45 protein-coding genes are annotated in these 24775 nt (G+C 60.4%); 36 read left to right on the top strand and 9 right to left on the bottom strand.

The window, feature by feature from the left end; all coding sequences use genetic code 11:
• Nucleotides 1-216 precede the first annotated feature (216 nt).
• From ACNFCH_RS07475 to ACNFCH_RS07460, 4 genes are all read right to left on the bottom strand, one after another.
• Nucleotides 217-501 carry a hypothetical protein gene (locus tag ACNFCH_RS07475; protein WP_416742558.1) on the bottom strand — a complete coding sequence of 95 codons (285 nt, stop codon included), beginning with the start codon at nt 499-501 and terminating at the stop codon, nt 217-219.
• Nucleotides 498-713, bottom strand: coding sequence for a hypothetical protein (locus ACNFCH_RS07470; protein WP_099774139.1), 216 nt, complete (start codon nt 711-713; stop codon nt 498-500). The genes ACNFCH_RS07475 and ACNFCH_RS07470 overlap by 4 nt, the downstream gene beginning before the upstream one ends.
• Complete coding sequence (locus ACNFCH_RS07465) at nt 710-916, bottom strand: hypothetical protein (protein WP_416742557.1); 207 nt, start codon at nt 914-916, stop codon at nt 710-712. The genes ACNFCH_RS07470 and ACNFCH_RS07465 overlap by 4 nt, the downstream gene beginning before the upstream one ends.
• A gap of 63 nt (nt 917-979) precedes the next feature.
• On the bottom strand, nt 980-1339 hold the full coding sequence (locus ACNFCH_RS07460; protein WP_416742556.1) for a hypothetical protein: 360 nt from the start codon (nt 1337-1339) through the stop codon (nt 980-982).
• Nucleotides 1340-1867: 528 nt separating this feature from the next.
• On the opposite strand from ACNFCH_RS07460, the gene ACNFCH_RS07455 reads away from it, so the two are divergent.
• On the top strand, nt 1868-2194 hold the full coding sequence (locus tag ACNFCH_RS07455; RefSeq protein WP_416742555.1) for a DUF1654 domain-containing protein: 327 nt from the start codon (nt 1868-1870) through the stop codon (nt 2192-2194).
• 35 nt (nt 2195-2229) lie between these two features.
• Here ACNFCH_RS07455 and ACNFCH_RS07450 read toward each other — a convergent pair whose 3' ends face one another.
• From ACNFCH_RS07450 to ACNFCH_RS07435, 4 genes are all read right to left on the bottom strand, one after another.
• Nucleotides 2230-2670: a DUF6941 family protein gene (locus ACNFCH_RS07450; protein ID WP_232881886.1), complete on the bottom strand. Its 441-nt coding sequence runs from the start codon at nt 2668-2670 to the stop codon at nt 2230-2232.
• A 1-nt stretch (nt 2671) separates the two neighbouring features.
• Nucleotides 2672-3151, bottom strand: coding sequence for a helix-turn-helix domain-containing protein (locus ACNFCH_RS07445; RefSeq protein WP_416742554.1), 480 nt, complete (start codon nt 3149-3151; stop codon nt 2672-2674).
• Nucleotides 3081-3527 (bottom strand): hypothetical protein, encoded by a 447-nt coding sequence (locus tag ACNFCH_RS07440; protein ID WP_232881884.1) that lies wholly within the window; start codon nt 3525-3527, stop codon nt 3081-3083. The genes ACNFCH_RS07445 and ACNFCH_RS07440 overlap by 71 nt, the downstream gene beginning before the upstream one ends.
• A 149-nt stretch (nt 3528-3676) precedes the next feature.
• A complete protein-coding gene (locus ACNFCH_RS07435; RefSeq protein ID WP_416742553.1) occupies nt 3677-4519 on the bottom strand; it encodes a S24 family peptidase in 843 nt (280 codons plus the stop codon).
• Between the two features lie 96 nt (nt 4520-4615).
• Here ACNFCH_RS07435 and ACNFCH_RS07430 point away from each other — a divergent pair, with 96 nt between their 5' ends.
• From ACNFCH_RS07430 to ACNFCH_RS07340, 19 genes are all read left to right on the top strand, one after another.
• Nucleotides 4616-4864, top strand: coding sequence for a transcriptional regulator (locus ACNFCH_RS07430; RefSeq protein ID WP_416742552.1), 249 nt, complete (start codon nt 4616-4618; stop codon nt 4862-4864).
• 29 nt (nt 4865-4893) lie between these two features.
• Nucleotides 4894-5088, top strand: coding sequence for a hypothetical protein (locus ACNFCH_RS07425; RefSeq protein WP_102084394.1), 195 nt, complete (start codon nt 4894-4896; stop codon nt 5086-5088).
• 19 nt (nt 5089-5107) lie between these two features.
• Nucleotides 5108-5287, top strand: coding sequence for a hypothetical protein (locus tag ACNFCH_RS07420; protein ID WP_102084395.1), 180 nt, complete (start codon nt 5108-5110; stop codon nt 5285-5287).
• Nucleotides 5288-5378: 91 nt separating this feature from the next.
• Complete coding sequence (locus ACNFCH_RS07415; protein WP_416742551.1) at nt 5379-6227, top strand: transporter; 849 nt, start codon at nt 5379-5381, stop codon at nt 6225-6227.
• A complete protein-coding gene (locus ACNFCH_RS07410) occupies nt 6224-6520 on the top strand; it encodes a hypothetical protein (RefSeq protein WP_416742550.1) in 297 nt (98 codons plus the stop codon). The genes ACNFCH_RS07415 and ACNFCH_RS07410 overlap by 4 nt, the downstream gene beginning before the upstream one ends.
• Entirely contained in the window at nt 6517-6690 is a 174-nt protein-coding gene (locus ACNFCH_RS07405) for a hypothetical protein (RefSeq protein WP_416742549.1), read from the top strand. The genes ACNFCH_RS07410 and ACNFCH_RS07405 overlap by 4 nt, the downstream gene beginning before the upstream one ends.
• Nucleotides 6687-7082, top strand: coding sequence for a hypothetical protein (locus ACNFCH_RS07400; protein ID WP_416742548.1), 396 nt, complete (start codon nt 6687-6689; stop codon nt 7080-7082). The genes ACNFCH_RS07405 and ACNFCH_RS07400 overlap by 4 nt, the downstream gene beginning before the upstream one ends.
• Entirely contained in the window at nt 7079-7822 is a 744-nt protein-coding gene (locus ACNFCH_RS07395; RefSeq protein ID WP_416742547.1) for a helix-turn-helix domain-containing protein, read from the top strand. The genes ACNFCH_RS07400 and ACNFCH_RS07395 overlap by 4 nt, the downstream gene beginning before the upstream one ends.
• Complete coding sequence (locus ACNFCH_RS07390) at nt 7819-8580, top strand: replication protein P (RefSeq protein ID WP_416742546.1); 762 nt, start codon at nt 7819-7821, stop codon at nt 8578-8580. The genes ACNFCH_RS07395 and ACNFCH_RS07390 overlap by 4 nt, the downstream gene beginning before the upstream one ends.
• Complete coding sequence (locus ACNFCH_RS07385) at nt 8580-8789, top strand: hypothetical protein (protein WP_416742545.1); 210 nt, start codon at nt 8580-8582, stop codon at nt 8787-8789. The genes ACNFCH_RS07390 and ACNFCH_RS07385 overlap by 1 nt, the downstream gene beginning before the upstream one ends.
• On the top strand, nt 8786-9070 hold the full coding sequence (locus ACNFCH_RS07380) for a hypothetical protein (protein WP_416742544.1): 285 nt from the start codon (nt 8786-8788) through the stop codon (nt 9068-9070). Before ACNFCH_RS07385 ends, ACNFCH_RS07380 begins: the two co-directional genes overlap by 4 nt.
• The gene (locus ACNFCH_RS07375) at nt 9067-9537 is read left to right on the top strand and encodes a hypothetical protein (RefSeq protein ID WP_416742543.1); all 471 of its coding nucleotides are present in this window, start codon (nt 9067-9069) and stop codon (nt 9535-9537) included. Before ACNFCH_RS07380 ends, ACNFCH_RS07375 begins: the two co-directional genes overlap by 4 nt.
• Nucleotides 9534-9689 carry a hypothetical protein gene (locus ACNFCH_RS07370; RefSeq protein WP_232866562.1) on the top strand — a complete coding sequence of 52 codons (156 nt, stop codon included), beginning with the start codon at nt 9534-9536 and terminating at the stop codon, nt 9687-9689. The genes ACNFCH_RS07375 and ACNFCH_RS07370 overlap by 4 nt, the downstream gene beginning before the upstream one ends.
• Nucleotides 9689-10291 (top strand): recombination protein NinG, encoded by a 603-nt coding sequence (locus tag ACNFCH_RS07365; RefSeq protein WP_416742542.1) that lies wholly within the window; start codon nt 9689-9691, stop codon nt 10289-10291. The genes ACNFCH_RS07370 and ACNFCH_RS07365 overlap by 1 nt, the downstream gene beginning before the upstream one ends.
• Entirely contained in the window at nt 10288-10434 is a 147-nt protein-coding gene (locus tag ACNFCH_RS07360; protein WP_416742541.1) for a hypothetical protein, read from the top strand. The genes ACNFCH_RS07365 and ACNFCH_RS07360 overlap by 4 nt, the downstream gene beginning before the upstream one ends.
• Nucleotides 10431-11120 (top strand): hypothetical protein, encoded by a 690-nt coding sequence (locus ACNFCH_RS07355; RefSeq protein ID WP_416742540.1) that lies wholly within the window; start codon nt 10431-10433, stop codon nt 11118-11120. Before ACNFCH_RS07360 ends, ACNFCH_RS07355 begins: the two co-directional genes overlap by 4 nt.
• 516 nt (nt 11121-11636) lie before the next feature.
• Nucleotides 11637-11948, top strand: coding sequence for a hypothetical protein (locus ACNFCH_RS07350; RefSeq protein ID WP_016711287.1), 312 nt, complete (start codon nt 11637-11639; stop codon nt 11946-11948).
• Nucleotides 11948-12217, top strand: coding sequence for a hypothetical protein (locus tag ACNFCH_RS07345; protein WP_416742539.1), 270 nt, complete (start codon nt 11948-11950; stop codon nt 12215-12217). The genes ACNFCH_RS07350 and ACNFCH_RS07345 overlap by 1 nt, the downstream gene beginning before the upstream one ends.
• A gap of 47 nt (nt 12218-12264) precedes the next feature.
• A complete protein-coding gene (locus ACNFCH_RS07340) occupies nt 12265-12453 on the top strand; it encodes a hypothetical protein (RefSeq protein WP_416742538.1) in 189 nt (62 codons plus the stop codon).
• Here ACNFCH_RS07340 and ACNFCH_RS07335 read toward each other — a convergent pair.
• Nucleotides 12450-13022, bottom strand: a complete 573-nt coding sequence (locus tag ACNFCH_RS07335; protein ID WP_416742537.1) for a hypothetical protein — start codon at nt 13020-13022, stop codon at nt 12450-12452. The two genes, ACNFCH_RS07340 and ACNFCH_RS07335, sit on opposite strands and share 4 nt — an antisense overlap.
• 87 nt (nt 13023-13109) lie before the next feature.
• Between ACNFCH_RS07335 and ACNFCH_RS07330 the strand changes: the two genes are divergently transcribed.
• The 16 genes from ACNFCH_RS07330 to ACNFCH_RS07255 all read left to right on the top strand — a co-directional run bounded on the left by ACNFCH_RS07330 (nt 13110) and on the right by ACNFCH_RS07255 (nt 24757).
• Complete coding sequence (locus tag ACNFCH_RS07330) at nt 13110-13706, top strand: putative metallopeptidase (protein WP_416742536.1); 597 nt, start codon at nt 13110-13112, stop codon at nt 13704-13706.
• Nucleotides 13707-13737: 31 nt separating this feature from the next.
• Nucleotides 13738-14199: a DUF2280 domain-containing protein gene (locus tag ACNFCH_RS07325; protein WP_416742535.1), complete on the top strand. Its 462-nt coding sequence runs from the start codon at nt 13738-13740 to the stop codon at nt 14197-14199.
• On the top strand, nt 14186-15487 hold the full coding sequence (locus ACNFCH_RS07320; RefSeq protein WP_416742534.1) for a terminase large subunit domain-containing protein: 1302 nt from the start codon (nt 14186-14188) through the stop codon (nt 15485-15487). The genes ACNFCH_RS07325 and ACNFCH_RS07320 overlap by 14 nt, the downstream gene beginning before the upstream one ends.
• A gap of 8 nt (nt 15488-15495) precedes the next feature.
• Nucleotides 15496-16920: a DUF4055 domain-containing protein gene (locus tag ACNFCH_RS07315; protein ID WP_416742533.1), complete on the top strand. Its 1425-nt coding sequence runs from the start codon at nt 15496-15498 to the stop codon at nt 16918-16920.
• Nucleotides 16910-17968, top strand: a complete 1059-nt coding sequence (locus ACNFCH_RS07310) for a minor capsid protein (RefSeq protein ID WP_416742532.1) — start codon at nt 16910-16912, stop codon at nt 17966-17968. Before ACNFCH_RS07315 ends, ACNFCH_RS07310 begins: the two co-directional genes overlap by 11 nt.
• Before the next feature lie 77 nt (nt 17969-18045).
• Complete coding sequence (locus tag ACNFCH_RS07305) at nt 18046-18357, top strand: hypothetical protein (protein ID WP_416742531.1); 312 nt, start codon at nt 18046-18048, stop codon at nt 18355-18357.
• An 81-nt stretch (nt 18358-18438) separates the two neighbouring features.
• Nucleotides 18439-19149: a hypothetical protein gene (locus ACNFCH_RS07300; protein ID WP_197853543.1), complete on the top strand. Its 711-nt coding sequence runs from the start codon at nt 18439-18441 to the stop codon at nt 19147-19149.
• A gap of 12 nt (nt 19150-19161) precedes the next feature.
• Entirely contained in the window at nt 19162-20130 is a 969-nt protein-coding gene (locus ACNFCH_RS07295; protein ID WP_416742530.1) for a major capsid protein, read from the top strand.
• A 49-nt stretch (nt 20131-20179) separates the two neighbouring features.
• A complete protein-coding gene (locus ACNFCH_RS07290; RefSeq protein ID WP_416742529.1) occupies nt 20180-20782 on the top strand; it encodes a hypothetical protein in 603 nt (200 codons plus the stop codon).
• Nucleotides 20783-20821: 39 nt separating this feature from the next.
• Nucleotides 20822-21214 carry a protein singed gene (locus ACNFCH_RS07285; RefSeq protein WP_416742528.1) on the top strand — a complete coding sequence of 131 codons (393 nt, stop codon included), beginning with the start codon at nt 20822-20824 and terminating at the stop codon, nt 21212-21214.
• A gap of 2 nt (nt 21215-21216) precedes the next feature.
• Complete coding sequence (locus ACNFCH_RS07280) at nt 21217-21597, top strand: glutamate 5-kinase (protein WP_416742527.1); 381 nt, start codon at nt 21217-21219, stop codon at nt 21595-21597.
• Between the two features lie 2 nt (nt 21598-21599).
• Nucleotides 21600-21992, top strand: a complete 393-nt coding sequence (locus ACNFCH_RS07275) for an HK97 gp10 family phage protein (RefSeq protein ID WP_416742526.1) — start codon at nt 21600-21602, stop codon at nt 21990-21992.
• The gene (locus tag ACNFCH_RS07270) at nt 21989-22393 is read left to right on the top strand and encodes a phage tail terminator-like protein (protein WP_416742525.1); all 405 of its coding nucleotides are present in this window, start codon (nt 21989-21991) and stop codon (nt 22391-22393) included. The genes ACNFCH_RS07275 and ACNFCH_RS07270 overlap by 4 nt, the downstream gene beginning before the upstream one ends.
• 126 nt (nt 22394-22519) lie before the next feature.
• Complete coding sequence (locus ACNFCH_RS07265; protein ID WP_416742524.1) at nt 22520-23023, top strand: KilA-N domain-containing protein; 504 nt, start codon at nt 22520-22522, stop codon at nt 23021-23023.
• A 66-nt stretch (nt 23024-23089) separates the two neighbouring features.
• Complete coding sequence (locus ACNFCH_RS07260) at nt 23090-24259, top strand: phage tail tube protein (protein ID WP_416742523.1); 1170 nt, start codon at nt 23090-23092, stop codon at nt 24257-24259.
• Nucleotides 24260-24316: 57 nt separating this feature from the next.
• Nucleotides 24317-24757, top strand: coding sequence for a hypothetical protein (locus ACNFCH_RS07255; protein ID WP_377734858.1), 441 nt, complete (start codon nt 24317-24319; stop codon nt 24755-24757).
• Nucleotides 24758-24775: the final 18 nt, after the last annotated feature.

The following is a 24775-nucleotide window of genomic DNA, read 5'->3' as shown; positions in this document are numbered from 1 at the left end:
GTGGCCTGGCGCCTGCCAATGCGGTCGTATGTGAAGGGAAGGAGATGCGGGATGCATCGGGGTGTGATCTGGCCGGGGCTGATCTCCGGCTTGGCGGCCTAACTCTGTGGGGCCTCAGTAGCTCGCCAACGAGGTGAGGTTCGCGCATCAGCCTGCGCATTCAGATCACACTCCGATGCAACCTGCGATGGGGAGCAGGGTATCGGGCAGTTAACGTCAGGCGGACGTGGCGCTCTCAGCCTTGGCCGTGGCGCTTGCTTGCTGCTCGACCAGTTTGCCTATCAGCACTTTTCGATCCTCAAGCGAAAGGCTCCATGCTGCGTAGTAGATGCCTTCGTCGATGGTGCCGTCGTACTCCATGGTGGAGTTCGGATCCCAGAGCTTGTACTTGATGCGGTTGATTGGCCGCTTCGCCATCGTCTTGCCCTCCAGGGCGGTTGATTTCAGTTCAATTCCCCCTGATGCGCCCCGCTTGAGGCGCACCGGGGAATCGCCTGTCATGCCGAATACTCGTACCAACTATTCAGCTCCTGTGTTCCATTGCTGTTGTTGAACCTCCAGATGAGTCGGTCAACTACCGCGCCGTCGCGGAAAATGCAGATGTTCTCCTCGACCTTCTCGCACCATCCGATGAACTCACCGGCAGGTCTGGTCATGTGCTTTGCGCTTGCGAAGACGCGGCAGCCGCGCATTGGCTTGAAGAACCGCATCATGCGTACATCCTCACCGTCACGTAGCCGTTGCTGGCCACGACGTGCTCCCAGCGGTTGAAGTAAACGATGCCGCCGAACTTGTTGATCGCGGCCTGTTTGACCTGCTGCACGACCGATTCAACAGGCTCTCCCAGGTCGGGAAGAGCAAGCCATTCCAAGCGCTTGCCGTTGCTGAGGTGATTGTCGATGTAGAACTGAGCCATTCCGTTTCCCTCCAGTGGATTCCCAAAGCACCCGGTCGCCCAGGTGCTTCAGTGAATCGCCGGTCACCACGCCTTCTCAAGGTTCTCAGCGATCTGTTGTTCGACCAGGTCGCCAATCTTGACCGCGTCATCAATCGAGTAGTGCGGGTTGCATTCTGAGCAGTGCCCGGCGACCTCAATTTCAACGGCATGCAGAATCAGCTCCTGGTCTCGGAAACACGAAGGGCAGCGGACTGTCTCAATCCCGCGAGCCTTTACCTTCCCGGCGCAGCACTTCTCAGCATCTTCTTTCTCGTCGTGCGCGGCCTCGCACACATCACAGAGCCAGACGTCGTTGATATCCGGCTGACAACAGCGCTCTGCCTCGTGATAGAACTCGTGAACCTCGTTGCAGGATCCGCATTCATAGGCCTGCTTCGGCATGTCACGTACCTCCTGTTGATTTCCCTGATACCCCTCGCGAGAAGGGCATCGAGGAAATCCTGCTGGCTCCGTTACACGCCACGGTGGCCTTGGCGCTTTTTGTTTGCTGCAGCCGCCACCGGTTACCCGGCGTGGCCCGCTGTACCAGTGCATCAGCCCGTTCTTAGGGCTACCTGGCAGGGAGCGTTGCAGCTCAACCCTCCATCCGCGCCGTAAGCGCCTGATTTCGAGCTGGCCAGTTCCAGAGCTGGCATGGGGATCGAATTTATTGCTCGCGCTGTACCGTTGCCGGGATCGATCCGCGAGGTTCCCATCGATGTTAAAGAGCGGTGAGGCTTGAGGGCCTCGGCAGTCCCTCGTGAGTGACTGCCTGTTGAGATGAACGATAAGCCAATGCCTAATTCTTGTAAATAGGTAATGCCTAACTTTTTTCATGCATGCCTAATCTGCTATACGGGCTTGCATCATTCGATGGCTCGGGTAAGCTCTGCCTAATACTGGATGGATGTACAGTTAACGGAGGAAAAAATGGCCAAGCAGAAGAAGTCGGCGCCGCAGGCGCGCCAGGAGATGACCGGACTGGAACGCCTGGGGCTGCGGGTTTCGTCGATGATCAATCACCCGATCGCGCAGGCTCAGCGCTGGGTGACGATCCATCGCCTGGACACGGACGGTGACATGGAGTGGGAGGAGGTGATGGGCCTGCTGGCCGAGACTCCGGAGCTGGATCTAACGTTCAACGACGACGCCAGCGTGACGGTACGGTGGGAGCCGCAGGACGCCGAAGATCGAGACGACCTGGTCGTGGAGAGGGACTGGAAGGAGGAGAAGCTGGAGGAGGAGGCGCCTTTCTGATAGGCACAAAAAAGCCCGCATAAGCGGGCTTTCGTCTACTGGCTTACTATCTGGCCAGGTTGTGCCTGACCTATATCCAGGGGGCGACAGGGTACCGGCTCGCCGTTTACCAGGACCTCCAACGACAGGACGCCGGGCTTGTCGATTTGTATCGGAGACATAATCGATGCCATTTGCATGTCGATGAATTTTGACTCGCCCTTCAGCTCGTCAATCTTCTTGTTGTACTCAGCCATCTCTTCCTTGCCAACGTTGAGCTGGAAGACTTCTTGTCCACTCAGCTTCCCCACAACAGAGACCTCCTGAAACGGGTCATCTATCGGGGTGGTGAGGTTCAGCACAACGCATAGCTTGGAGAGCGACGCCGGAAACGACCCGACCAGCAGTTTACCAGCGTAAACCCCTACTAGAGTCGTCTTGCCATTTACCTCGTGACGAATGTCATCGCAATAAATCGCATAAATGCTTCGGCTCATATCAATCGGTTTCCTTGGTGGCGATCTGATTCGATTTCATCTGCTGAAAGTCCGCTAAGGAGATATCTAGCGCCTTGCAGAGCCTGACCACCGTCTCAAACATCAAATCCCCCTTCCCTGACTCAATGTTAGAAAGGTGAGGCTGCGTACTGCCGATGATTTCCGCCAGTCGTTTCTGAGAGAAGCCCTTCCTGCGGCGAGCTGAGCGAAGGGTTTCACCTTCTGGGAGCAACACATCCGCTACCCATGATCCAGCTCTTGCAAGATCCTCAGAGTTTTCTGGATTGCTCTCAAGCTCAGTAAGGAGAGCGTCAAAATCGGTGTGCGCTGACGCCAGGTCGGATGCTCGGACGCTGAAAACGCCAGTATGGACGTTCCGAATTGGGGTATTGGTCTCGGAGTGCCGGGTCTCACCAGTATTTGTCGACCAGCTCTCGATAAGCGCGGGCGATTCGTTGAGACGTAGGGTGTTCGAGCTCATAGTTGAATCTCTCATCATGGATGACGCCAAATTCGGCCTTCTCGACCACCGCCAAAAGCACGTATCGGTTGAGAGAAGGGAAAAAGGCGTGGATGAATCTGTATCCTAAAATGTCCTCATCGAAGAATCTCAGACGCCACAAATTCATGTTGCCATTCTGTGCTTCGACCCATGGACCAGTGTTGAAAAATGCCTTCTTCGGCCGGGGCCAGCTTGGACTGCCGCCCCAGTCAGCCTGGGTAAGGCGATCCATTGAGTCTTGACTTTCGCGAAGAGCATTGACGGCCTGCACGATTTTCAGGCCGACGGCGCGGTCCTTATGGATCGCGTCCCTCATATCCGCGGTCGCATCGTTATGAACCACGTACTCGTACAATATATGCTCCTCAGTATATTTTCAAGGAGGCCAATGCTGGGCAGCGGCTGGTGGCAAATAGCCATCTTACAGCAGGGCTGAATATCTTTCCCAGTACGCCGACACAGATCTCCGCAAGCATCTGGACGATGGGCCCTTTGCATGAGCGTTCAAACCAAGTGCGCATTCCACACCAGTAGCACCCGGGCCTGGATGTACGTCATGTCCCTGCGGATCAGCCGATCCTTGTGCCGCGGATTGTCCGAAATCATCTCGAAGTGCTCCTCATCAGCCACCTGCAGGCGCTTGATGTAGAGCAGGTCATCCCAGACGAAGAGGTAGATCCCGTCACCCACGAATTCGCGGACGTTGATGTTCACAATCAGCGGGTCGCGGTGCTTGATGGTGGGCTCCATCGACTGGCCCCAGCCGGTCACCATTTTCAGGTGGTAGTGCTCCTCGAACTCGACGCCCAGTTCCCGGAGATGGCTCGGGCTGACGCGGATGTCCTTGAGCATCTCTGGAAAGTCCTGCGCGGCCTGGCCGTTGCCCATGGCCGCGCGCACGTCGTAGTGAGCAATCCATACCTCATCCCCAACCAAGCCAGGGCGGGAGAAGTCGACCGTAACCACGTTCCCCTGGTCCGAAGCTTCGGCAACTGCCATCAACTGCGCGCGAGCACTTTCTGGCAGGTTCTTACCTTGCTTGGCGAGCATATTGCGAACCATGTCCGCAGCCGAGGTGGGCGCCGGGTCTTCAGCCAGCACCGAGGCGACGTCCGGTAGGCTCTCGTAGGTAAAGCCTGGGCGCAGGCCCCAATGCTCAGGCCCAACGACGTCCGAAAAGTAAGCGATGACGTCCATCAGCTTGGACTTGTCGATCCGGCCATTTTTCACCCAGCCCTGTACCGACGGAGGCTTCACCTGGAAGTCGTCTGCGAGCTGTTTCTTCGATACGCCCTTGGCGATCCGCGCTGCCTCAATGGCTGCGCCTAATTCCGGTCCGGTAAGCATTGCCTAATTAGGCCTATCATGGCGTTGGTTAGGCAATGGCTTGTGCGAAATAAGGTAATGCCTTATATTCATCGATAAATCTCCAGGAGAGAACTCATGAAATCAGCAGAAGCAGCCAAAGAAGCATCCCGCTTGCTGGGCAGCCAGGCGGAATTGGCGCGCCGGCTGAATGTTTCAGCTCCCACCGTCAACCAATGGTGTTCAGGAGAGCGCGCAGTTCCGCCCAAGCGCGCACTACAGATCGAGGCTCTCACCGATGGCGCTGTGAGCCGATCCGATCTTTGCCCGTCATTCCCGTGGACCCAGGCCGACTGCAGTCATGGCCAGTCGCGCTCTGCCGCCTAACCATTCAATCAGCAAGGAACCATCAGTAGATGAGCTACGACGATAGCCGCCACCTGAAAGATCGCGAGATCAAGTCTCGTTACGACGAAGACACGTACGAAGCAGTACGGGCAGTGGCAAAGCTTCATCGACTCCAGCCGGCGGTGTTCGTCCGCATGTGCGTGGAGGAGAAGCTGGCCCAACTGATCGCTCAGGATGATAGCGAAGACGCGCGTACGGCCTGAAGGCCCATAAGGGGGACTCATGGCTGAAACGATGATCTGCCACGGCCTCGAAGAGCGCTTTTACCGAAAACTTGAAGAGAAGGCGAAAGAAGCCGGGATGACCCCGGAGCAGTACGCCGTCCAGATAGTTCGGGACAGCCTAGTCGAGAAAACGAGGCCTAAGGGAGCCGGAAAACTCCGGCATCTGGCAAGGACTTAAAAGGCCCTGAAAAGGGAAGCCCTGGAAACAGGCACAAAAAAGCCGGGGGTGAAGGCCCGGCTCTCTGCAACGCATAAAAGTGAGACCAATTATGCATCCACAGACCCCAAGTGTACAGGCCCTCATCCGGCCCGCGCCACAAAATGCGAACCATGAGTTCGTGGCGCCGGTGATGACGAGCCTTGAACTCGTCGACTTCATCAATGACGACAGGAAGGCTAAGGCTTACGCAGCCGGCATGGTATTCCCTTGCGAGGGCTACCCAAGGCTGATGCACAAGAACTTCCTGGCCAAGGTGCCGGAAGTGCTCGGCGCGACATCGGCTGATTTTTCAGCCGATCTCCCTGACGGCTATGGGCGCGCTCGTCGCGGATATTCCTTCCCGAAGCGGGAAGCGTGCCTGATGGCAATGTCGTATAGCTACGAGCTGCAGGCCAAGGTTTTCGATCGCATGACCGCGCTTGAATCCAAGCCGGCCGCGCCCGCCGACCTCAGCAAGCTGGAAATCCTCCAGATGGCCCTGGAGTCGGAGAAGGCTCGTGTCCTGCTCACCGTCCAAGTCGAGGCCCAGGCAAAGAAGATCGACCACCTGGAGAACCTATTCAAGGAAGGCATGAGCCATGTCCAGTTCTGCAAGGGCCTCAATGGGGTCAACGTCATGCAGGTGGGCCACTTCCTCGAACGCCGCAACTGGCTCTACAACGAGAGCAAGTCCGGTACCCGGTACCGCGTCGCCGCCTACGCCCGCGACAAGTACATGACCGAGCACCAGCAGGAGATCACCCCGCACGGTCGGGAACCCTTCATCAGCTACACGCCAGTGCTGCTGCGCAAGGGCGCCGTGCGCCTGTACGAACTGTACCTGGCCGGCGAGCTGCCCATGAAGAAGAACTGGGACGGCCTGCACACCCACGACAAGGCCGTGCGGGGTGCAGCATGAGCATCCACGACATGCCAGAGGGCATGAAATCCGAGTTCCTGTCGGCGTTCCGCGCAGAGTTTGGCTTCGGAGAGATGGCGGCCGCGGCCAACGATGATGCAGCTGCGGTGCTCAAGGCCGCCGCGTGGGCTTGGCAGGAATCCCGTGCAGCCGTGGTAGTCGATCTGCCTGAGCGCGCGCCGAATGACGATCCCTACGTCGGTGAACCATGGGACTGCGGCCACAACGCGGCTATCGATGAGTGCCGCGAAGCCATCGAGGCCCAGGGCCTGAAGTGCGAGGTGAAGCCATGATCGCTGCTTATTTCCTGATCGTTTTGTTCTCCGCCGGCAAAGACTCAGCGATGACCTCCGTGCCGATGGAGTCTGCCGAGGCTTGTCAGCAGGCGGCTGTGCAGGCCAAGGCCGACCTTGAAGGCACTTTCAGCATCGTGCGCACCAGCTGCGTTAGGGGCAAGCAATGACTATCGACAAAGAGAAGCTGAAGGCGTTGGCCCTGGTAGCCACAAAATCGAAATGGACCACAGACGACCTCAACGAGGTGATGAGTGCCGAGAGTGATCAGCTCAACAGCGGGTACATCATCGCAGATTGCCAAGGTCCTGATCGCTGGAGAAATGCCCAGTTTATCGCCGCTTGTGGCCCGGAGACCGTACTGACCCTGCTCGCGGAGATCGACCAGCTGAATGCCGAGCGCGAGACGCTGCGCAAGGATGCCGAGCGATACCGCTTCGTGCGCAGCCCGATCGGAACCGCGTCGCCACTGGCTATCTGGAGCGAGGGGAAGATGCCCATGTTCAGCAGCATGGCGGACGCAGTCGTTGACGAGTTCATGACCAAGGAGCGCGGCCAATGACTGACATCCCGCGTCAATTCAAGGGTGTCTGGATACCTGCCGAGGTCTGGCTCGATCACTCCCTGTCGATCACCGAGAAGGTGATGATGGTTGAGATCGGCAGCCTACAAGACCCTGTGCGCGGCTGCTACGCCAGCAACAGCCACTTCGCCAGGTTCTTCGGCCTGTCCAGTTCTCGCGTGTCCGAGATCATCAGTGCTCTGTCGGCAAAGGGACTTTTGCGGGTCGAACTGATCCGCGACGGTCGCCAGGTCGTAGAGCGCCGTGTGCGCCTTTCCAACCTATTCGGAAAGTCGAATACCTATTCGGAAAACACGGCGACCCTATTCGGAAAAGGCGGTGACCCCTATTCGGAAAAGGCGGAGGAGAGTAATACAAAGAGCAACAGTACAAATGAGGGTGAGCGCGCGGCCGCCAAGGCGTCCCCGACCGCTTCGCGCAAGGTCTCGAAGTTTGACCCTATGACCGCCTGCCCGACAAACGTCAGCACTGCCGTGTGGGCCGACTGGTGCCAGCACCGCAAAGAGATCCGCAAGCCGCTGACCGCCACTACTTGCGCGAAGCAGGCCAAGACCCTGGCCGGCCACTACGCACCTGAGGCAGTGATCAACCAGTCCATCAGCAACGGCTGGACCGGCCTGTTCCCGGAGAAGGTATTGCCGGTTGCACAGCAGGGCCAGCGCCGCAACGGCCCTGACTTCAACGACACCAGCTGGGCTGATGACCTGGGGGGCTTATGACCGCACAACCGAAACTGCGCAGTGTGACGCAGATCATGGCCACGACCCGCAACCTGCCGGCCGAGGTGCAGGCCCCGGCCAAGCAGCTGGACGCTGGCACGACCGAAGTGGTCAACGCCCTGTTCAAGGAGCTGCAGGCCATCTTCCCTGCGTGGAAGCAGGCCTGGCCGGATGACGAGGCCCTGAAGGCTGCCAAGCGCAGCTGGATCAAGTCGTTCGTCGCCGCTGGCATCAACACCCTGGAGCAGATCCGCTTCGGCATCCAGAAGTGCCGAGTGCTGGGTACCGACTTCGCCCCGAGCAGCGGCAAGTTCATCAAGCTGTGCCAGCCGACCCCTGAGGAGATGGGCATTCCGCCGCTTGCGCGGGCCCTGGCAGAGGCGCTGGAGAACTTCCACCCCAGCAGGGCAGGTTCCCGCACCTGGTCGCACGCAGCGGTGCGCCACGCGGCCCTGCAATGCGAGGCGCAGAACCTGGGGTCGATGGAGGTGGAGCGGGCCGAGAAGGTATTCGCCCGGGCTTACGACATCACGATCCGCATGCTGGTCGCCGGCGAGCCCCTGGGCGACATCGCTACTGGCATCGGCCACGACAGCCAGAAGAGCGCCGCACAGCTGGCCGATGAGTACGCCAGCCAGAAGCAGGCCCGCCTTTTGGAGATCCAGCAGATCCCATCCGGCGCCGCCGCGTGCCGTGCACACCTGCTGGCCAAGTTGAACATCAAGCGCGCCGGGCAGCCGGCCGGGGAGGGGATGTGATGCGCACCTATCTGAAAGCGGTGCTGATGATCGTCCTGGCTCCGGCCGTGATCATCGCGGCATCTGCGGCCTTCACCCTATGGATCAAGTTTGCCGTAGAGCTGGATCTTTGGTGGCTCGCGAAGCTGGTCCTCATGGCAGGCCCGGCGATCCTGCTGGCTGCCATCCCTACCGCCTGGCTGCTGAACAAGATCGAGGAGAAGCCATGAGCAAGAGACAACCCATGCAGCCTGTCGTGGTGGCGGCCGACGGCGTTATCCGCTTCAAGGCAAATCAGATCGTCAGCGACATGCTCGATCTTTGCCAGAAGCATGGTCTCGACCTGAATGAGATCGCCGCGCGCGATTACGAAAAGGATGACAGGTCCCAGCTCATGCAACTGATCGGATACAGCGTCAGCGGCTACGGAAACCTGGACTGTTCACGCGCCAAGCACGTGATGCGCGCCGATCAGAAGGCTGAGACGTTGGTGAAGGGGGTAGCGCCATGACCGAGAAGATCAGCGTCAACTGCCAGGCCAAGCTGTCCGAGGCCGTGACCATGCTCACTCGCATGTTCCGTGACAAGAAGTTCGTCGTGGTCACCATGCGCCCAGGCAAGGACCGCACCCTGGATCAAAACGCCCTGTGGTTCGCCATGTACGACCGAATCGCCAAGAGCACCGAGATGGGCGACATCGAGGATGTGCGCCGGTACTGCAAGCTCCACTTCGGCGTGCCGATCATGCGCGCCGGCTGCGCTGAGTTCCGCACCGGTTGGGCGGAGTCGTTCGTCCACTTGCCGTATGAGGTGAAGCTGCGCCTGATGGGGCCGTGCGCGATGTTCGGGCCGGACGGCTTCCCCGTCACCCGGCTGTTCGACCGGGCCCAGGGCTGCCAGTACACCGACCGCATCGTGGCCGAGTTCGCGCCGCAGGGTGTGGTGTTCAGCGATCTGCTGAGCGAGGAGGCGGCATGAGCACTGCCAAGGTATTCAAGCTCATTGCCGGGCTCGTCCTGGTGGTCGCATTGACAGCCTATACCCAGACCTCAGTGCCTCATGGCGCCGTGGTCTTCCTGCTGGCCTTTGCCACCTTCTTGGTCGGCCACTTCGCGGGGGATGAGTACTGATGCTTGCCAAAGAGATCAAGCCGAAGAAGTGCAAGGCGCCGGGATGCGGCAAGCTCTTCAAGCCGACCATGACCACGCAGAAGGTGTGCAGCATTGCCTGCGCCAAGGCCATGGCCAAGGACCCGAAGCTGCAGAAGATCGCGGCCAAGGCCATCACCAAGCAGGCCCGCCAGGACCTGCAGGCGCGCCGGGAGAAGCTGAAGACCCGCCGCGAGCATACGGCTGAGGCGCAGACCGCGTTCAACGCCTATATCCGTGAGCGCGACGCCGGCCTGCCGTGCATCAGCTGCGACTCGCTACCGAGCGACCACGACCTCATTACCGGCAGTCGCTGGGATGCCGGCCATTACCGGTCGGTGGGTGCTTGCCCGGAGCTGCGCTTCGAGCCGCTGAACGTCCATCGGCAGTGCGTGAAGTGCAACCGGAGCCTGTCGGGCAACGCGGTCGAGTACCGCATCCGGCTGGTGAAGCGCATCGGCGCCGACCAGGTTGAATGGCTCGAAGGGCCTCATAAGCCCCAGCGCCTGACCATCGAAGACCTGCAGGCCATCAAGGCCCTGTACAGGCAGAAGCTCAGAGACCTGAGGAGGGCGGCAGCATGACACCAGCATGGGCATTTCTGATTTTGGCCACCCTCATGGTGGTGGGCGGCGTATCGCTGTCCTGGGCTGGCGCGGTCCGCCGCAAGCGCAGTTACGAAGAATTCATCTTGAGCAAGCCCAAGCGGGCAGGGGGTAAACCATGAGGTACCAGAGCGTGTTGGCGGCAGTGGTTCGCGCCCTTGCGGCAGATACCATGAGCGGGGTTGGCGGCGGCGACTTCGAGCCAAAGGTCCAGGCCTCGAAGCTGAAGGGGGAGATCACCGGGAAGGATGCGGCGATGCTGGTGGACTGCTGGGTGCACGCCCGCCTGCACAGCAAGCTGATCCCTCGGCACTGGAATGCCCTGACAGCCAGGTTCTCGACCCACAAGGCCAAAAAGGTGGAAGCGATCGGCAAGCTGGTGCCGCTGATTGCCACGCAGGCGCCGAACCTGTTCCGGTACAAGGCGGTCACTGCTTGGGCCATCCCCCCGGTGAAAGGCGTTCAGGCGCAGTCGGGGCATGAGGTGGCCAGCCGGGCGGCGCGGGAGCGTGCTGAGTTCGATTCGCTCCACGCAGGTGTAGTCCAGCGCCTGGCGGGTGGCGAGATGCCCGAGGACGCCGGCCAGGCACGCCGCGAGCAGTACGTGAAGCGCTCGACCGACATGATCGTGCTGCCGGCCGAGTTCTACGACATCAACACCTGGGACGGCCAGGGCCTGAACCGGACCACGTACTGGCGCTGGAAGAAGGCCATCGAGAAGGTGCTGGACGAGATGGTGGCAGAGGCGCTGGTCGCGTCTGGCAAGATACTTCAGCAGGAAGGCGTTTTGATGGCAGATGCCGCTTGACATCCGTGCAACGGTGCAACAAAATTCTTGCATCCTGTCATTCCTGCGCGTGTTGAGGAGTGACACACCAGAACCCGGCCACTGAGCCGGGTTTTTTATTGCCCGAAGAGGGCCTCAAGAGTCCCGGCCAAGCGCCGGGATTTTTGTTCCAGCAAGAAACGCAACTGCAGCCAGGGCAGGCCCTAACGGGACAGCCTGGACACTGCTAGCCGGTAGTGTGGTGACACGGAAAAACACCGGCAGCCCGCGCACCCTGACCTCACATGCTTTCAGGATGGCGCGTGACCGGATCGGCGAGACTGGTGCATTGGGGTGCCAGCGCTGCAAAGGTCTTCGGCGGACAGGTGGGGAGAGACCCACACAACGCGGGTAGCGCAGGACGCTCAGTCACATGCTGACAATCAGGGTTCGATTCCCTGTGCCCGCCCCAATTCGATTCGTTATGTGCTGCTCCGCACGTTTGCCCGGTCCCTCAATAGGGCCTCCCATCCGGGCCTTTTCTTCTAGGAACCACTCATGGCCGAACCAGCAAGCACGACTGCCGGCGTCCTGCTGGTGAAGTACGGCGTGATCATTGGCGGCTTCGCAGGAGCGATCCTCTCGCTGACCTTCCTGCGGGGGCTCACCCGCGGCCAGGCGGTCGCCGCCTTCTTCACAGGCTTCGCTTCTGCAGTGTTCTGCACCCCGCTCGCCATCAGCTACTTCAGCCTTGGCACAAGCGGAGAAACCCAATACGGCGTGGCCTTTCTGATAGGCCTTCTGGCAATGAACATCATCCCGGTGCTGAAGTCGCTCGTGGGTCAGTTCGGAGCCAAGGGAGCTACCTGATGAGCTCGACCCTGATTTCAGTCCTGATAGGCGGAAATGCCTTCCTGAGCGTGCTGGTGGTGATCGCCGCGTGCGACTACCTACGCCGGATCAGGCCAATGGATGCGCCGCTGCTGGCCGTTGCGTTCTACCTGGTGGCCATCGGTGCTTTCGGCGCGTTCGTCCTGGCCATGAACGGCCATGTACCAACCCTGTATGGCGTGGTCATGAAACTTGGCATCGTCCTGTATGCGGTTGCTCGGCGTGGCCATGTCTTCCAGGCGGGTTAAGCGCGCCACAAAATCCTGAAGTGCCATTTCGTGGCGCGGAGCCTTCCATGTCGAATGTCAACCGACTGCGCCACGTCTTGCCGCTCCCAGCGGACGTTGTAGCCGCAACCAATGCCCTGGATGCTGCATTGATCAAAGCGATCGATGCGGCCAAGGAATCTGGGCTGCCTCAGGGCCTGCTCGTCGCCATCCTGCACGGGCATGCTCACGCACAGACCCACGGGATGGTGAGTTAGAAGTCGATCTTTGCCTTGAGTACGCAGCGACAGTAGTCACAGGTGCAGTTCTCCTTGATCAATTGAACGAAATCAACCTCAACCGAGATCAGCTTTCCGTTCATCGACGCGCACCAATCGCAGTCGCGGTTATCACCGCAGGACATGGGTGAAAACTCTTTTATGCCCAGGCTTTTCATGCGGGCAATGTCTCTGTGCCGGTTGTGATCGAAGGTTGCCTTGAGATAAAGCGACTGCAGCACATTTGTGGGGCCGAACGCTAGGCCCGCGGGAGTGAGTACGTCGCACAGCTCTCGAGTAACCTTTAGCCGAGTGTTTATACCCAGTGAGCGCTTTTCCTCGATCGACAGCAGCGCTCCGTCTTTGAGTTTTACCTCGTGCAGGAAATCTCTGAGAACCGCATCACGGCCTGACTCTTTAATGAACGGAGAGTTGGAAATCTCTGCTTGGTAGTACATCACGATATCGGGTTCTGACTTATGCAGGGTTGCCGGCTTGCCTGGCTCTGAAATGACCGAAACGGGCGTTGGGGCGGTTCTGAAAAGCTTGGAAAGGATCCTCTTCAACATTTTGCGTATGGCTCCGTCCTTGAATTAGCCAACCAATACAGTCAACCCGCCACTATTTCAAGTAACAGGTGACCCATGAGCAGGCCAATGCCTCCAGCTGACCTGCTTGAATCCCTGTGGCTCACGCTGCGCCCGGCTGCGGGTGTGTGGGATTGGGTTCAGAGCGAGATCCTAGCCGAAACCGGCAGCATCCATAACCCCGAGCACGCCCACCTGATGGACGCCAACATTGGCGTGCTGTGGGCGTCCAGCGGGTTCGCGAAGCAGGGGCGGGTGGTCCTTGGCCAGGCCGAGCAGCTGATGTTCCGAGCTGGTGGATGGCAGAAGGCTCGGCAAGAGCAGCAGATGATCGACTGGTTCGGCGAGGTGCCGGGCTTCGTCATCACCCTGGCTGCCGACTACTGCTCCCAGTGTTCCGACGCCGAGTTCTGTGCCCTGGTCGAGCACGAGCTGTACCACATCGCCCAGGCGACTGATGAGTACGGTGCACCCAAGTTCACCCAGGAGGGCATGCCAAAGCTCTGCCTGCGCGGCCATGACGTCGAGGAGTTCGTCGGTGTGGTTCGCCGTTACGGTGCCGGGCATGACGCACAGCAGCTGATCGACGCTGCAAGCCGGCCGCCTGAGGTGGCCAAGATCAACATTTCGAGGGCCTGCGGAACCTGTCTGCTCAAGTCTGCCTGACCTTTGACAGACCTAAGACGGAATTGAACCTATGGCAGCCCTGAGCAACGAGGTGAAAGCCTTCATCGTTCAGGCCCTGGCCTGTTTCGATACCCCCGCACAGGTGGCGGCCTCTGTCCGAGACGAATTTGGCATCGAGGTGAGTCGCCAACAGTGCGAATCGCATGACCCGACCAAGAGCGCAGGCCGAGATCTGGCCAAGCGCTGGCGAACCTTGTTCGAGGACACCCGCAAGCGTTTCCGCGAGGAGACATCCGAGATCCCCATTGCCAACCGGGCATTCCGGCTGCGCGTGCTTGGGCGGATGGCCGAGAAGGCCGAGAACATGAAGAACATGGCCCTGACTGCCCAGCTACTCGAGCAGGCGGCCAAAGAGGTCGGCGATGTCTACGTGAACCGCCAGACCAAGAACGAGAATCCCCACGACAACGTGCCGCCCACCCGGGTGCAGGTCGATGTGGTGGATGCGAGGAAGCCTGATGCCGTCACTTAACGTGCCCCAGGCCAGCTTCCTCCGTATGGAGAACAAGTTCCGCGGATTCGTGGCTGGGTTTGGCTCAGGAAAGACCTGGGTAGGCTGCGCGGCGCTGTGCAAACACGTGTGGGAGTGGCCCCGGATCGACTCCGGTTACTTCGCCCCGACCTATCCGCAGATCCGCGACATCTTCTTCCCGACCATCGAGGAGGTCGCCTTCGACTGGGGCCTTAAGGTCAAGACGAAGGAGAGCGACAAGGAGGTCGAGTTCTACAGCGGCGGCCAGTACCGCAGCACGACCATCTGCCGCTCGATGGAGAAGCCGCAGACCATCGTCGGCTTCAAAATCGGGCATGCCCTGGTCGACGAACTCGATGTCCTGCCAGCGCTGAAGGCCGAGCACGCCTGGCGCAAGATCATTGCACGGATGCGTTACAACGTGCCTGGACTGAAGAACGGCGTGGATGTGACCACGACCCCTGAGGGGTTCAAGTTCGTCTACCAACAGTTCGTGAAGCAGTTGCGCGAGAAACCGGCCCTGCAGGGCATGTACGGCCTGGTGCAAGCCAGCACGTTCGACAACGAGCTGAACCTGCCGCCAGACTACATCCCGTCGCTGATGGAGTCCTACCCAGCCCAGCTGATCCTGGCCTATCTGAACGGCCAGTTCGTCAACCTGAACTCCGGGTCGATCTACCACGCCTACGACCGGAAGCTGAATTCCTGCTTCGACACCGTAGAGCCTGGAGAGCCCCTGTTCATCGGCATGGACTTCAACGTCGGCAAGATGGCGGCGATCGTCCATGTCAAACGGCCTGACGGAAAGCCCAGGGCCGTGGATGAGCTGATCGACGGATTCGATACCCCGGACATGATCCGCCGCATCAAGGAGCGTTACTGGCGGCACAACGGTCGGGACTACGAGAAGACCTGTGAGATCAGGATATATCCCGACGCCTCGGGCGGGTCCCGCAAGTCGGTGAACGCCAGTGAGACGGACATCGCCATCCTGCGCCAGGCCGGCTTCAGCGTGATCGCGCCCGACGCCAACCCGCCGGTAAAGGACCGGATCAACGCCATGAACGCGATGTTCTGCAACGCGAATGGTGAGCGCCGCTACCTGATCAACCCGCTGCGCTGCCCGACCTACGCGGACGGCCTGGAACAGCAGGTGTGGGCCACCAACGGCGAACCTGACAAGAAATCCGGCGTGGATCACGCGAACGACGCGGGCGGCTACTTCATCCACCACGACTACCCGATCAGCAGGCCGGTTACCCACGTACCCATCACGTTCACTTTCTGAGGCCACCCATGCCGAACTTTATTCCCCGGGCAGAGTACTCGGAGGCCTTGCCCGGCTGGCAGCTGGTCAAACGCTGCGTGGCTGGTGCCCGCGAGGTGCGCAAGCACGACGAATACCTGCCGATGCCGGACCCGGAAAACAGGTCCCCGGAGAACCTGGCGCGGTACAAGCAGTACAAGAAGCGGGCGATGTTCCTGAACATCACCGGGCGCACGCGTACCGGCCTGCTGGGTGCGGTGTTCCGCAAGACAGCCGAACTGAAACTCCCCGCCGGCGTGGAGTACCTGAAGGAGAACGCCAGCGGCGACGGTACGAGCCTGGAGCAGCTTTCCAAGCGCTCCGTGGGCGAGTGCCTGGACACAGGGCGGGGCGGCTTCCTGGTGGACTTCCCGCCAGTTGAAGGCGTGTCCTCCATGGCCGACATGCAGGGCCGGCGCGCACTGATCCACCACTACGGCGCGACCTCGATCATCGACTGGGAAGAGCAGGTCATCGATGGCGTGCTGCGCCTGGTCTACGTCTGCCTCCTCGAGTGCGTATCTGAGTTCAGCTCGGAAAACCTCGACCGCACCAAGGAAGACCAATACCGCGTGCTGCTTCTGATCGACGGGAAGTACGTCCAGCGCCTCTACGCCAAGGACGGCAAGACCTACACCGAGACGCAGCCACTCGATAAGAATGGCCAGCCGTTCGATCACATCCTGTTCAGCTTCTACGGGGCCGAGGACAACGACGCGAGCGTCGACAAATCGCCTCTCGAAGACTTGGCCGACGTGAACATCCTGCACTACGGCAACAGCGCCACAGTGGAGGAGAGCGGTTTCATCAGCAGCCAGCCCACGCTGTTCATCACCACCGACATCAACGCGGACGACTTCGCCAAACTGAATCCCAACGGCATCCACATCGGCTCTACCCGCGGCTTCAACCTCGGGAAATCCGGTGACGCAAAGCTTGTCCAGGCGAACGAGAGCCAGCTGGCCCGCACGCTGCTCAAGGACAAGGAAGAGCAGATGCTCATGATCGGTGCACGCATCGTCCAGAAGGCGGGCGGCGCCGAGACAGCTGAGGCCGTGCGCATCCGCTACAGCTCGGACAACAGTGTGCTGGGCACCATCGCTGGCAACGTGTCTGAGGCCCTGAAGCGGGCCATCCTCGACGCCGAGCGCTTCATGATGGGCGAGCCGGACGAGGATGGGACGGTCTTCTGGCTCAACCAGTCGTTCTTCGACGAGACGATGACTGCCCAGGACATCCTGGCCCAAGTCCAGCTCTGGCAGCAGGGCATCATCGCGAAGTCCGACCTGCGCACCAACCTGCGCCAGGGCGGCGTGATCGAGGCTGATCGCACCGACGAGCTGATCGACGATGAACTGGCCGAGCAGCCGCCGGTGACCGGCAACGACACTGGAGGCGGCGAGCATGAGCAGTGACGGCTACCTGTCCGACGCAGCGACTCGCCACCAGGTGCACGTGCAGCGCTACGCCGGGGGAAGCCTCAAGCGCCTGGCCAAGTTCATCACGAAGGCCATCAGCACCGCCAAATCGCGCCTATCAGAGGGATTGAGCCGTTACGGCACCCAACGGTACGAGAAGCAGATTCAGGAGCTACAGGGCGAGCTGGCGGGCGTATACGGCGAGATGAAGCAGCAGGCCGTGATCGACCTGACGGAGTTCGCCGGGTATGAGGCCGAGTTCAACATGACCCTGCTGGGCAAGGTCGTGAAGACAGTCGTGCAGCTGAACACGTCGAGCATTGAGCAGGTCGCCGCCGCAGCGCTAGCCGATCCTCTCGACCTAGAGGTCGGCAAGGGCAGGCAGCGCATCAGCATCGCCGGCGCGCTCGACCAGTACGGCACCAAGAAGAGCGCCGAGATCATCAGCGAGATTCGCATGGGCTCGGCGCTGGGCGAGACAACTGGCCAGATCACCCGCCGGCTCACATCGCTGGGTATGCAGCAGCGCGACCAGGCCGGGGCGCTGGTGCGGACCATGACCAACCATATCGCCAGTTCGGCGAGGTCGCAGTTCATGGCTGACAACGACGACATCCTGAAGGGTAAGCGCCGGGTCGCCACCCTGGACGGCAGGACCACGCCGCTCTGTCGTGCGCTGGATGGAACGGTGGTGCCCATGACCGCGCCGTCGCCGCCATTTCACTGGAACTGCCGGACCACCGAGATACCGGTGCTCAAGGACGAGTTTGCCCGGGATATCCCCGGCTCGACTCGGCCTGCGGTAGGCCCTGACGGCGCCGAGCAGGTCAGCAGCAAGACCACCTACGGCGCATGGCTCGCACGCCAGCCTGCGGCGTTCCAGAAGGACGTGCTTGGGCCCGAGCGCTACAAGCTCTTCAGCAAGGGCGAGCTCACGATCGACAGGTTCGTTGATGACGATGGCAGAACGCTTACCCTCAAAGAATTGCGTGAACGTGAGCCGATGGCATTCAAAAAAGCAGATCATTCTTATTTAAGTAACTGATATTGCTTGATTTATTTTTTCTTGTATTGCCTATCTTGGCTTGAAACCATAGCGTCTTCATTCAGGAGAGCTGCTTCATGGCATTCAGAACGTTTCCGCTAAGAACGAACGCAGAGCGAACCTATATTAGGTTGACCGAGGTTTTCGATTGGTTAGAGCCGGAGATCATTGGGGGTAAAAATAACAAGCTTCTCGCCAAGCAGCGGGCAACTGTCTTTTATGGCAACCAAGATCCAATCGAGGACGACGTTGTGGGCGACAAAAAAATATTTCGAAAGCGCAGCGCCTATGTCGTCACCAAGTTTCTGGATGATCACGACCTGGTAGTCGGATCGGCTATCAAGATGGAGCGTCTGGCTCCCTACACATACCGGTTCACGCCAGGCTGATGAACCAAACTACAAAACCCGCTTCGGCGGGTTTTTTTATGCGCGCAGGCAGGGCCTGCTCAACGTCTCTGGGAGACAGCAATGACCTTGAAATTTCAACTGGACAGCCTCGAAGGCGTCGAAGAATCCATCCAGGGCCTGTACGTCGAGAAGGACGGCAAGTTCGTCCTGGGCATCGAGGGGCTGCCGCAGCAAGAGGATGTCACCGGCCTGAAGGCCAAGGTGGAGGAGCTCTTGGGCGAGAAGAAGGCTGCCGAGAAAGCCCGCCGTGAGGCCGAAGAAAAGGCGCGTGCCGAGGCCGAAGAGGCTGCCCGCAAGTCGGGCAACGTCGAGGAGCTCGAAAAGTCCTGGTCCGAGAAGTACAACCGCCGCGAAGCTGAACTGACCGGCACTCTCGAAAGCGAACGCGCCACCCTTCAAGCTCAGATCCGGGATCTGACCGTGGGCCGCACCGCCACCGAGATCGCGACTGCTCTGGCTGTGCCTGGCAGCGCCAAGGCATTGCTTCCCCACATCGAACGCCGGCTGAGCGTCGAGCAGCGCGACGGTAAACCAACCGTTGTTGTGTTGGACGCCGCCGGCAAGCTCTCGGCGGCAACGCTGGACGAGCTGAAAGCAGAATTCACCAACGATCCGGCCTTCGGCCCGCTGATCGCTGGTAGCAAGGCATCTGGCGGCGGGGCCGGGGGTGCTGGAAAGGGCGGCGGGGCCGCAAAAGGAAACATCGGCGGCACCAAAGAGGAACGTACGGCGGCGATCGCTGGCCGGTTCCCAGACCTCCCACTGAAATAAGGAAAAACATCCATGTCCCTGACCCAAATGCAGGTCTTCAACGAGTACATCATGCCAGCGACCATCGAGACGCTGGATCAGATGCTCGTTGCGTTCAACGCCGCCAGCCGCGGCGCCATCGTACTGTCCCCGGACGGCTTCACCGGCGACTTCCTCCAAGAGTCGTTCTTCCAGACCCTGGCTGCAGCCCAGCGCCGCGTGGATCGTTACGCAGCCAACGGCGCGGCGCCGATCACCGACCTGACCGAGCTGAAAAACACCTCGGTGAAGGTGGCCGGCGGCTTCGGCCCCGTTCGCTACGAGCCATCGCAGATGGCCTGGCTTGAGCGCCCAACCGCCCAAGGCGTCGAGGTGGCATCCCGTGCGTTCGCTGAGATCCTGCTGAAGGACCAGCTGAACACCGCAATTGCCGCGTTGGTTGCAGCGATCACTGCCCAGGCCGCCGCCGTCAACGATGTTTCGGCAACTGCCGGCATCACTCAGGTCGGTCTGAACAACGCCCACGCCAAGTTCGGTGACGCCAGCCAGAACCTGGTAACCCAGGTGATGCAGGGCACCACCTACCACAAGCTGATCGGCCAGGCCCTGACCAACTCCGAGCAGCTGTTCCAGGCCGGCAACGTCCGTGTTGTCGACATCCTCGGCAAGGTCTCGGTGGTCACCGATGCCCCGGCGCTGATGCAGGCCGGCACCCCGAACAAGGAAATCATCCTGTCCCTGGTCCAGGGCGCTGCACTGGTGCACGACGGCCGCAACATGGTCAGCAACGTGTCGACCACCAACGGCAAGGAGCGCATCGAGACCACCCTGCAGGTGGACTACGACTTCGGCCTGGGGCTCAAGGGCTACACCTGGGATCAAACCAACGGCGGCAAATCCCCGACCGATGCCGAGATCGCCACCGGCACCAACTGGGACAAGACCGCGACCAGCATCAAGCACACCGCCGGTGTTGCTCTGATCGGTGACGCTTCCAAGTAAACCCTGATGGCGGGCTGGGCCTATGGCCTGGCCTGCTGAGGATATGCGCATGAGCAAAAACAACATCTGGTACCTGTCTGGTCCGTTCCACCAGTATCAGGAGAACGTCAAGGAGCTCGCCCGAGAACATGGGCTGGTCATTGTCGACGCCAATGTGGCGGAGGGGCGCAAAGGCGCTGCCAAGGACGTTCCCGAGGTAACCATTCGCCCAGAACTGCAGGCCCTGGCGGTAGTCGTCGAGTCCTGCGGTTTGAGCCAGGACGTTGTCGATCGCTTGACTGCTGAGCTGGCTTCCATCGGGGTAATCGTCGAATCGTTCGCCGTTCAGAGCCTGGAGCGCCCTTCGGGTGACCTGGGCGAAACAGCGTCGCGCCTGTTCGAAGTGCTGGAAGCAGTGAATGCCGGCATTTCCAGCCTGCAGCGTGAGCGCGACGGCGAAGTGGAGAAGGTCGTAGGCCTGGAGCAAGAGAAGGCAGACCTGCTGAAGCAGAATGCCGAACTGCTCAAGCAAATCGAATCCCTCAAGCCAGCAAACGCTGACCCAGAGGTCGAAGCGCTCAAGGCCAAGCTCGACGCCGCGAACGTCTCCTACCGTTCCAATGCATCGAAAGAAGCCCTGCAGAAGCAGGTCGCCGAGCTCATCCAGCAGTAACACCGGGGCTGCGTCCCCAATCATTCAAGCGGAGGCCTGATGGCTACCTACATCACCGTGGCCGAAGTAGACGCCATCCTCAGGCCTGACTGGGCAGCTCCAGAACTGAAGGACGAGGCGGTCTTCGAGGCGAATGCCTATCTGACCGCGCTCAACCTGGTTGGCATCGACATGGACAACATCCCTGACGATGTGAAGCAGGCCGGCGCACGACTGGCCAAATGCGCCTCGCAGGGCAAGCTTTACCAGCAGCAGACCGAGGGCTCGCTCGAGGCGAAGACGGTCAAGGCTGGATCGGTATCGACCAGCAAGACCTTCGGCTCGATCGACAAGACCAGCACTGTCGCCCAGCCAGCCTGTGTGCAGCTGGCACTGGCCCTGCTGACACCCTGGCGCAGCAATCCGTTCGCCTTTGCTGTGAAAAGGGGGTAGTCATGGGTCTTCGCGACGAAATCCAGGCAGACGTGGCTGAGGCCTTCGACGATGATCTGGCTGATGCTGTATCGACGTTCACCGGTACCTACATGGGGTCCGGCGCCTGGGACCCAGTAAACGAGACCACCACGGCGCAGCCAGTGACCTACACCGGGCGCGGGGTGCTCGACAGCTACGACAGCCGCCGCATCGACGGACTGAGCATCTTGGTGGGCGACGTTCTGCTGATCTGCCTGGCCAATGAGGTCACGGATAGGCCGGCCGTAGGGCACCTGATCACCGCCGCCGACCTTATCACCGGCCTGCCGGTGACATACCGCGTCGTCAGCCCAGGTATCGATCCAGCCAAGGCGCACTACGAAATCCAGCTGAGGAAGTGACCATGGCCAAGAACAGAGGCTGGAGCACACCTCCCAGCATGTTCGCCGGGGTGGTTGAGGAGCAACTGAGCCAGCGCGTTAGGGTTATCGCTATCGCCATGCTCAACGAGATCGTTCTGCGGTCTCCGGTTGATACCGGGCGCTTCCGCGGCAACAACATCGTCAGTGTGGGCGCGCCGGTCTATACCAGCACCGACAATGTCGACCCCGCGGGCGCTGAGACCATCCAAGCGGGGGTGAGGGCGGTTACAGGACTTGAGCCATACACCCAGGTCTTCATCCAAAACAATCTTCCATACGCCCAGGCCCTTGAAGATGGGCATTCGAAGCAGGCCCCTCCGAGAGGAATCTACGAAGTCAGCTTATACGGCGTATCGCAGGCCTACAGCTCATGACCTTCGAACAGATCCGGGCCATCGTCATTGGGCGCATGGCGCAATTGACCGGCATCCCTGCTGACGCAGTGGATTACCCGAACCCGCCGAAGCCATTTGATCCTGCTGGTCGCAATATCTGGGCCCGATTGGCGAACGTGCCAGGTCTGAGCAGCACGCCAGAGGTCGGAATCGGCCCGTGCGTGCGGCAGACCGGCATCGTAGTCATTCAGCTGTTCGTCCCTAGCTACAGCGGCACCCTATCCATCACCCGAGCCGTAGACACACTGGTCACCCAGTTTCAGTACTACAGCGCTCCAGAAGGGCCGTTCGACTTCTACGAGGCGTCCCCTCGGGTCGTCGGCGACGACGGACACGGCTGGTACCAGGTCAACGTAAGCGTGCCATATCGGGCCTACTGAGCCCGCCAAAATCTGCCGCAAGGCAACCAAACACGCAGCCTAGGCCCGTACAGCCGAACGGTGGATGTTCGTTCATCCGTCCGCCCCGGCTGCGTATCTATTCGCCTGATGAACGAGGTGTCACAGATGATCGAGAGCAACGTCATTCCGTTTCACTACCAAGGCCAGGCCGTGCGTTTCAACAGCGATGGCTGGATCAATGCGACCGACGTATCCAAGCGCTACGGCAAGAAACCTGCTGAGTGGCTGCGCCTGCCAGAGTCGGTCAAGTATATGGATGCGCTGGCCCGCCACTTAAATGTGGGGGAATCCCACCTTTTAGTTCGAAGCGCAAAGGGCCGGAGTGGCGGGACCTGGCTTCACCCAAAGCTGGCCGTTTCGTTCGCCCGTTGGCTGGACGTGGATTTTGCCGTCTGGTGCGACCTCCACATCGATGCGCTCCTGCGCGGTGAGCTCAACGAGAAGCAGCAGTTCGACCTCGCTTGCCGGGCGTTGGACGATGCCAAGGAGGTCGCCAGTCTGAGTGGCCGAGAGCTGGCCCGCTGGCGGAACAAGAAGCCAGGGCTGGAGCACCAGGTCGAGTACTGGCGCGATCAGCTGCAGATGACCCTCGGCCTCGACGCGGCCTAACCCGATCCTGACCAATGCACCGCCACATGGCGGTTTTTTTACGCCTATCGATAGGAGAAATACCCCATGAGTAGCGGTGCAAAGCGCTCGACCGCGTGGATTCGCGAAGTCACCCCGGGGATCACCCCGCCGGGCAACTGGAACGTGCTGACTCGCGTCAGCTTCGGCCTGGGCCCGACCTACAACTCGGAAGAGAACAACGAGATCGGCGAAGACCGCATGTCTCAAGGTACCGCCATGACCACTGTGGATGTGGGCGGCGATATCGAAACGAAGTTCCGCTTCGGCGCCCTGGACGAATTCCTGGCTTCCTGCTTCGGCAAGGACTGGGTCGGTAACGTCCTGACCATGGGCAATGACCGTATCTCGTTCTCCATCGGGGCCTACGACGCCGATGTTGGTATCGCGGCAATCGCCCGCGGCGCTCAAGTGGCCACGATGAACATCGAGGTGCCGAACGACAACGAGATCAGTGTCACCACAACCTTCGCGGCCATTGCCTGGGATGATAAGGCCGACAACACGTCGTTCATCGTCAGCCCTGTCGCAGAGGCGAACCAGCGTCGCTACGGCTTCAAGGATGTCACCGGGCTGAAGATCAACGGTGTGCAACTGGGCGAGGACAATGCCTGCGTCGACAGTTTCAACCTGCAGTTCGATAACGCCGTTCAAACCCAGCGCTGCATTGGTAACGGCAACCCGTTCCCAGGCAACATCATCCCGACCACCTTCACCCCGTCGGGCAGCATCACGCTGAGCTGGTCCAAGACTGCCTACCAGTACTGGAAGGCACAGCAGAACGGCGACGCGCTCAGCTTCGAGTTCACGCTGAACAACGCCGACGGCGGCTACACCTTCCTGTTGCCCGAGATGGAAGTGACCGGTGATTGGCCCGATGGCGGTGCCACCGACATCATCCAGGTTGAGCTCAGCTACACCGGTCGCCGCGTGCCGCCGACCATCACCCGTCTGCCGGCGCCGATCGCCATAGCAGCGGTCACGGTGACGCCGGCCACCATCAGCCTGGCCGTTGGCGAAACTGCCGACCTTGAGGCCGTGGTGACTCCTGTTGGCGCGAGCCAGCTGGTCAACTGGACGTCTTCGGATCAAGCCATCGCCACCGTCAGTGCTACCGGCCTGGTAACCGCCATGGCCGCTGGTACGGCGACCATCACCGCGACCAGCGCCGCAGACGGCACCAAGACCGACACCTGCGCTGTCACCGTCACCGCTTAACCCTTTGCGCGGCGCGCCTTCCAGAGCGCGCCGAGCATCTTGTCATTGAGGAAGCCCATGGGCATCACCATCAAGAAGCCAGAAATCGACATCGACGGAACGCGCTGGGTTGAGTTCGCCGATGGCGCGAAGATCCTTGTCGCGTCCTTCGGTAACCCACTGTTCAAATCGCATAAAGCGCTGGTGCAACGTCACCTGGACGCGATCGACGCTCAGACCCGGGCGGGAACCAAAGATTTCAGTCTGGAGGCTGTAGCCGGCGTCGAGTTCGAATCTGGTGACGACCTTTTCTATGAGCTGGCGGCACGCTATCTGATCAAGGACTGGCAGGGTGTCGACGTGGCGGAAAGCCCAGGAACTCCAGCTGCTTATACCCCGGAGTTGGGCATTCAGCTCATCCGCATGATGCCGGACGTGTACTGGGTCGCGGTACGCACTGCTCTAGACATTCTGACGCGCGCCGAGGAGAAGGCAGCGGCTACCGCGGAAAAGCAGTAGCGGCATACGTCTGGGGGC

It is taken from the genome of Pseudomonas sp. NY15354 (assembly GCF_048068075.1).
GTDB classification, from domain to species: Bacteria; Pseudomonadota; Gammaproteobacteria; order Pseudomonadales; family Pseudomonadaceae; genus Aquipseudomonas; species Aquipseudomonas guariconensis_C.
This window is presented reverse-complemented; position numbering and strand designations above follow the sequence as displayed.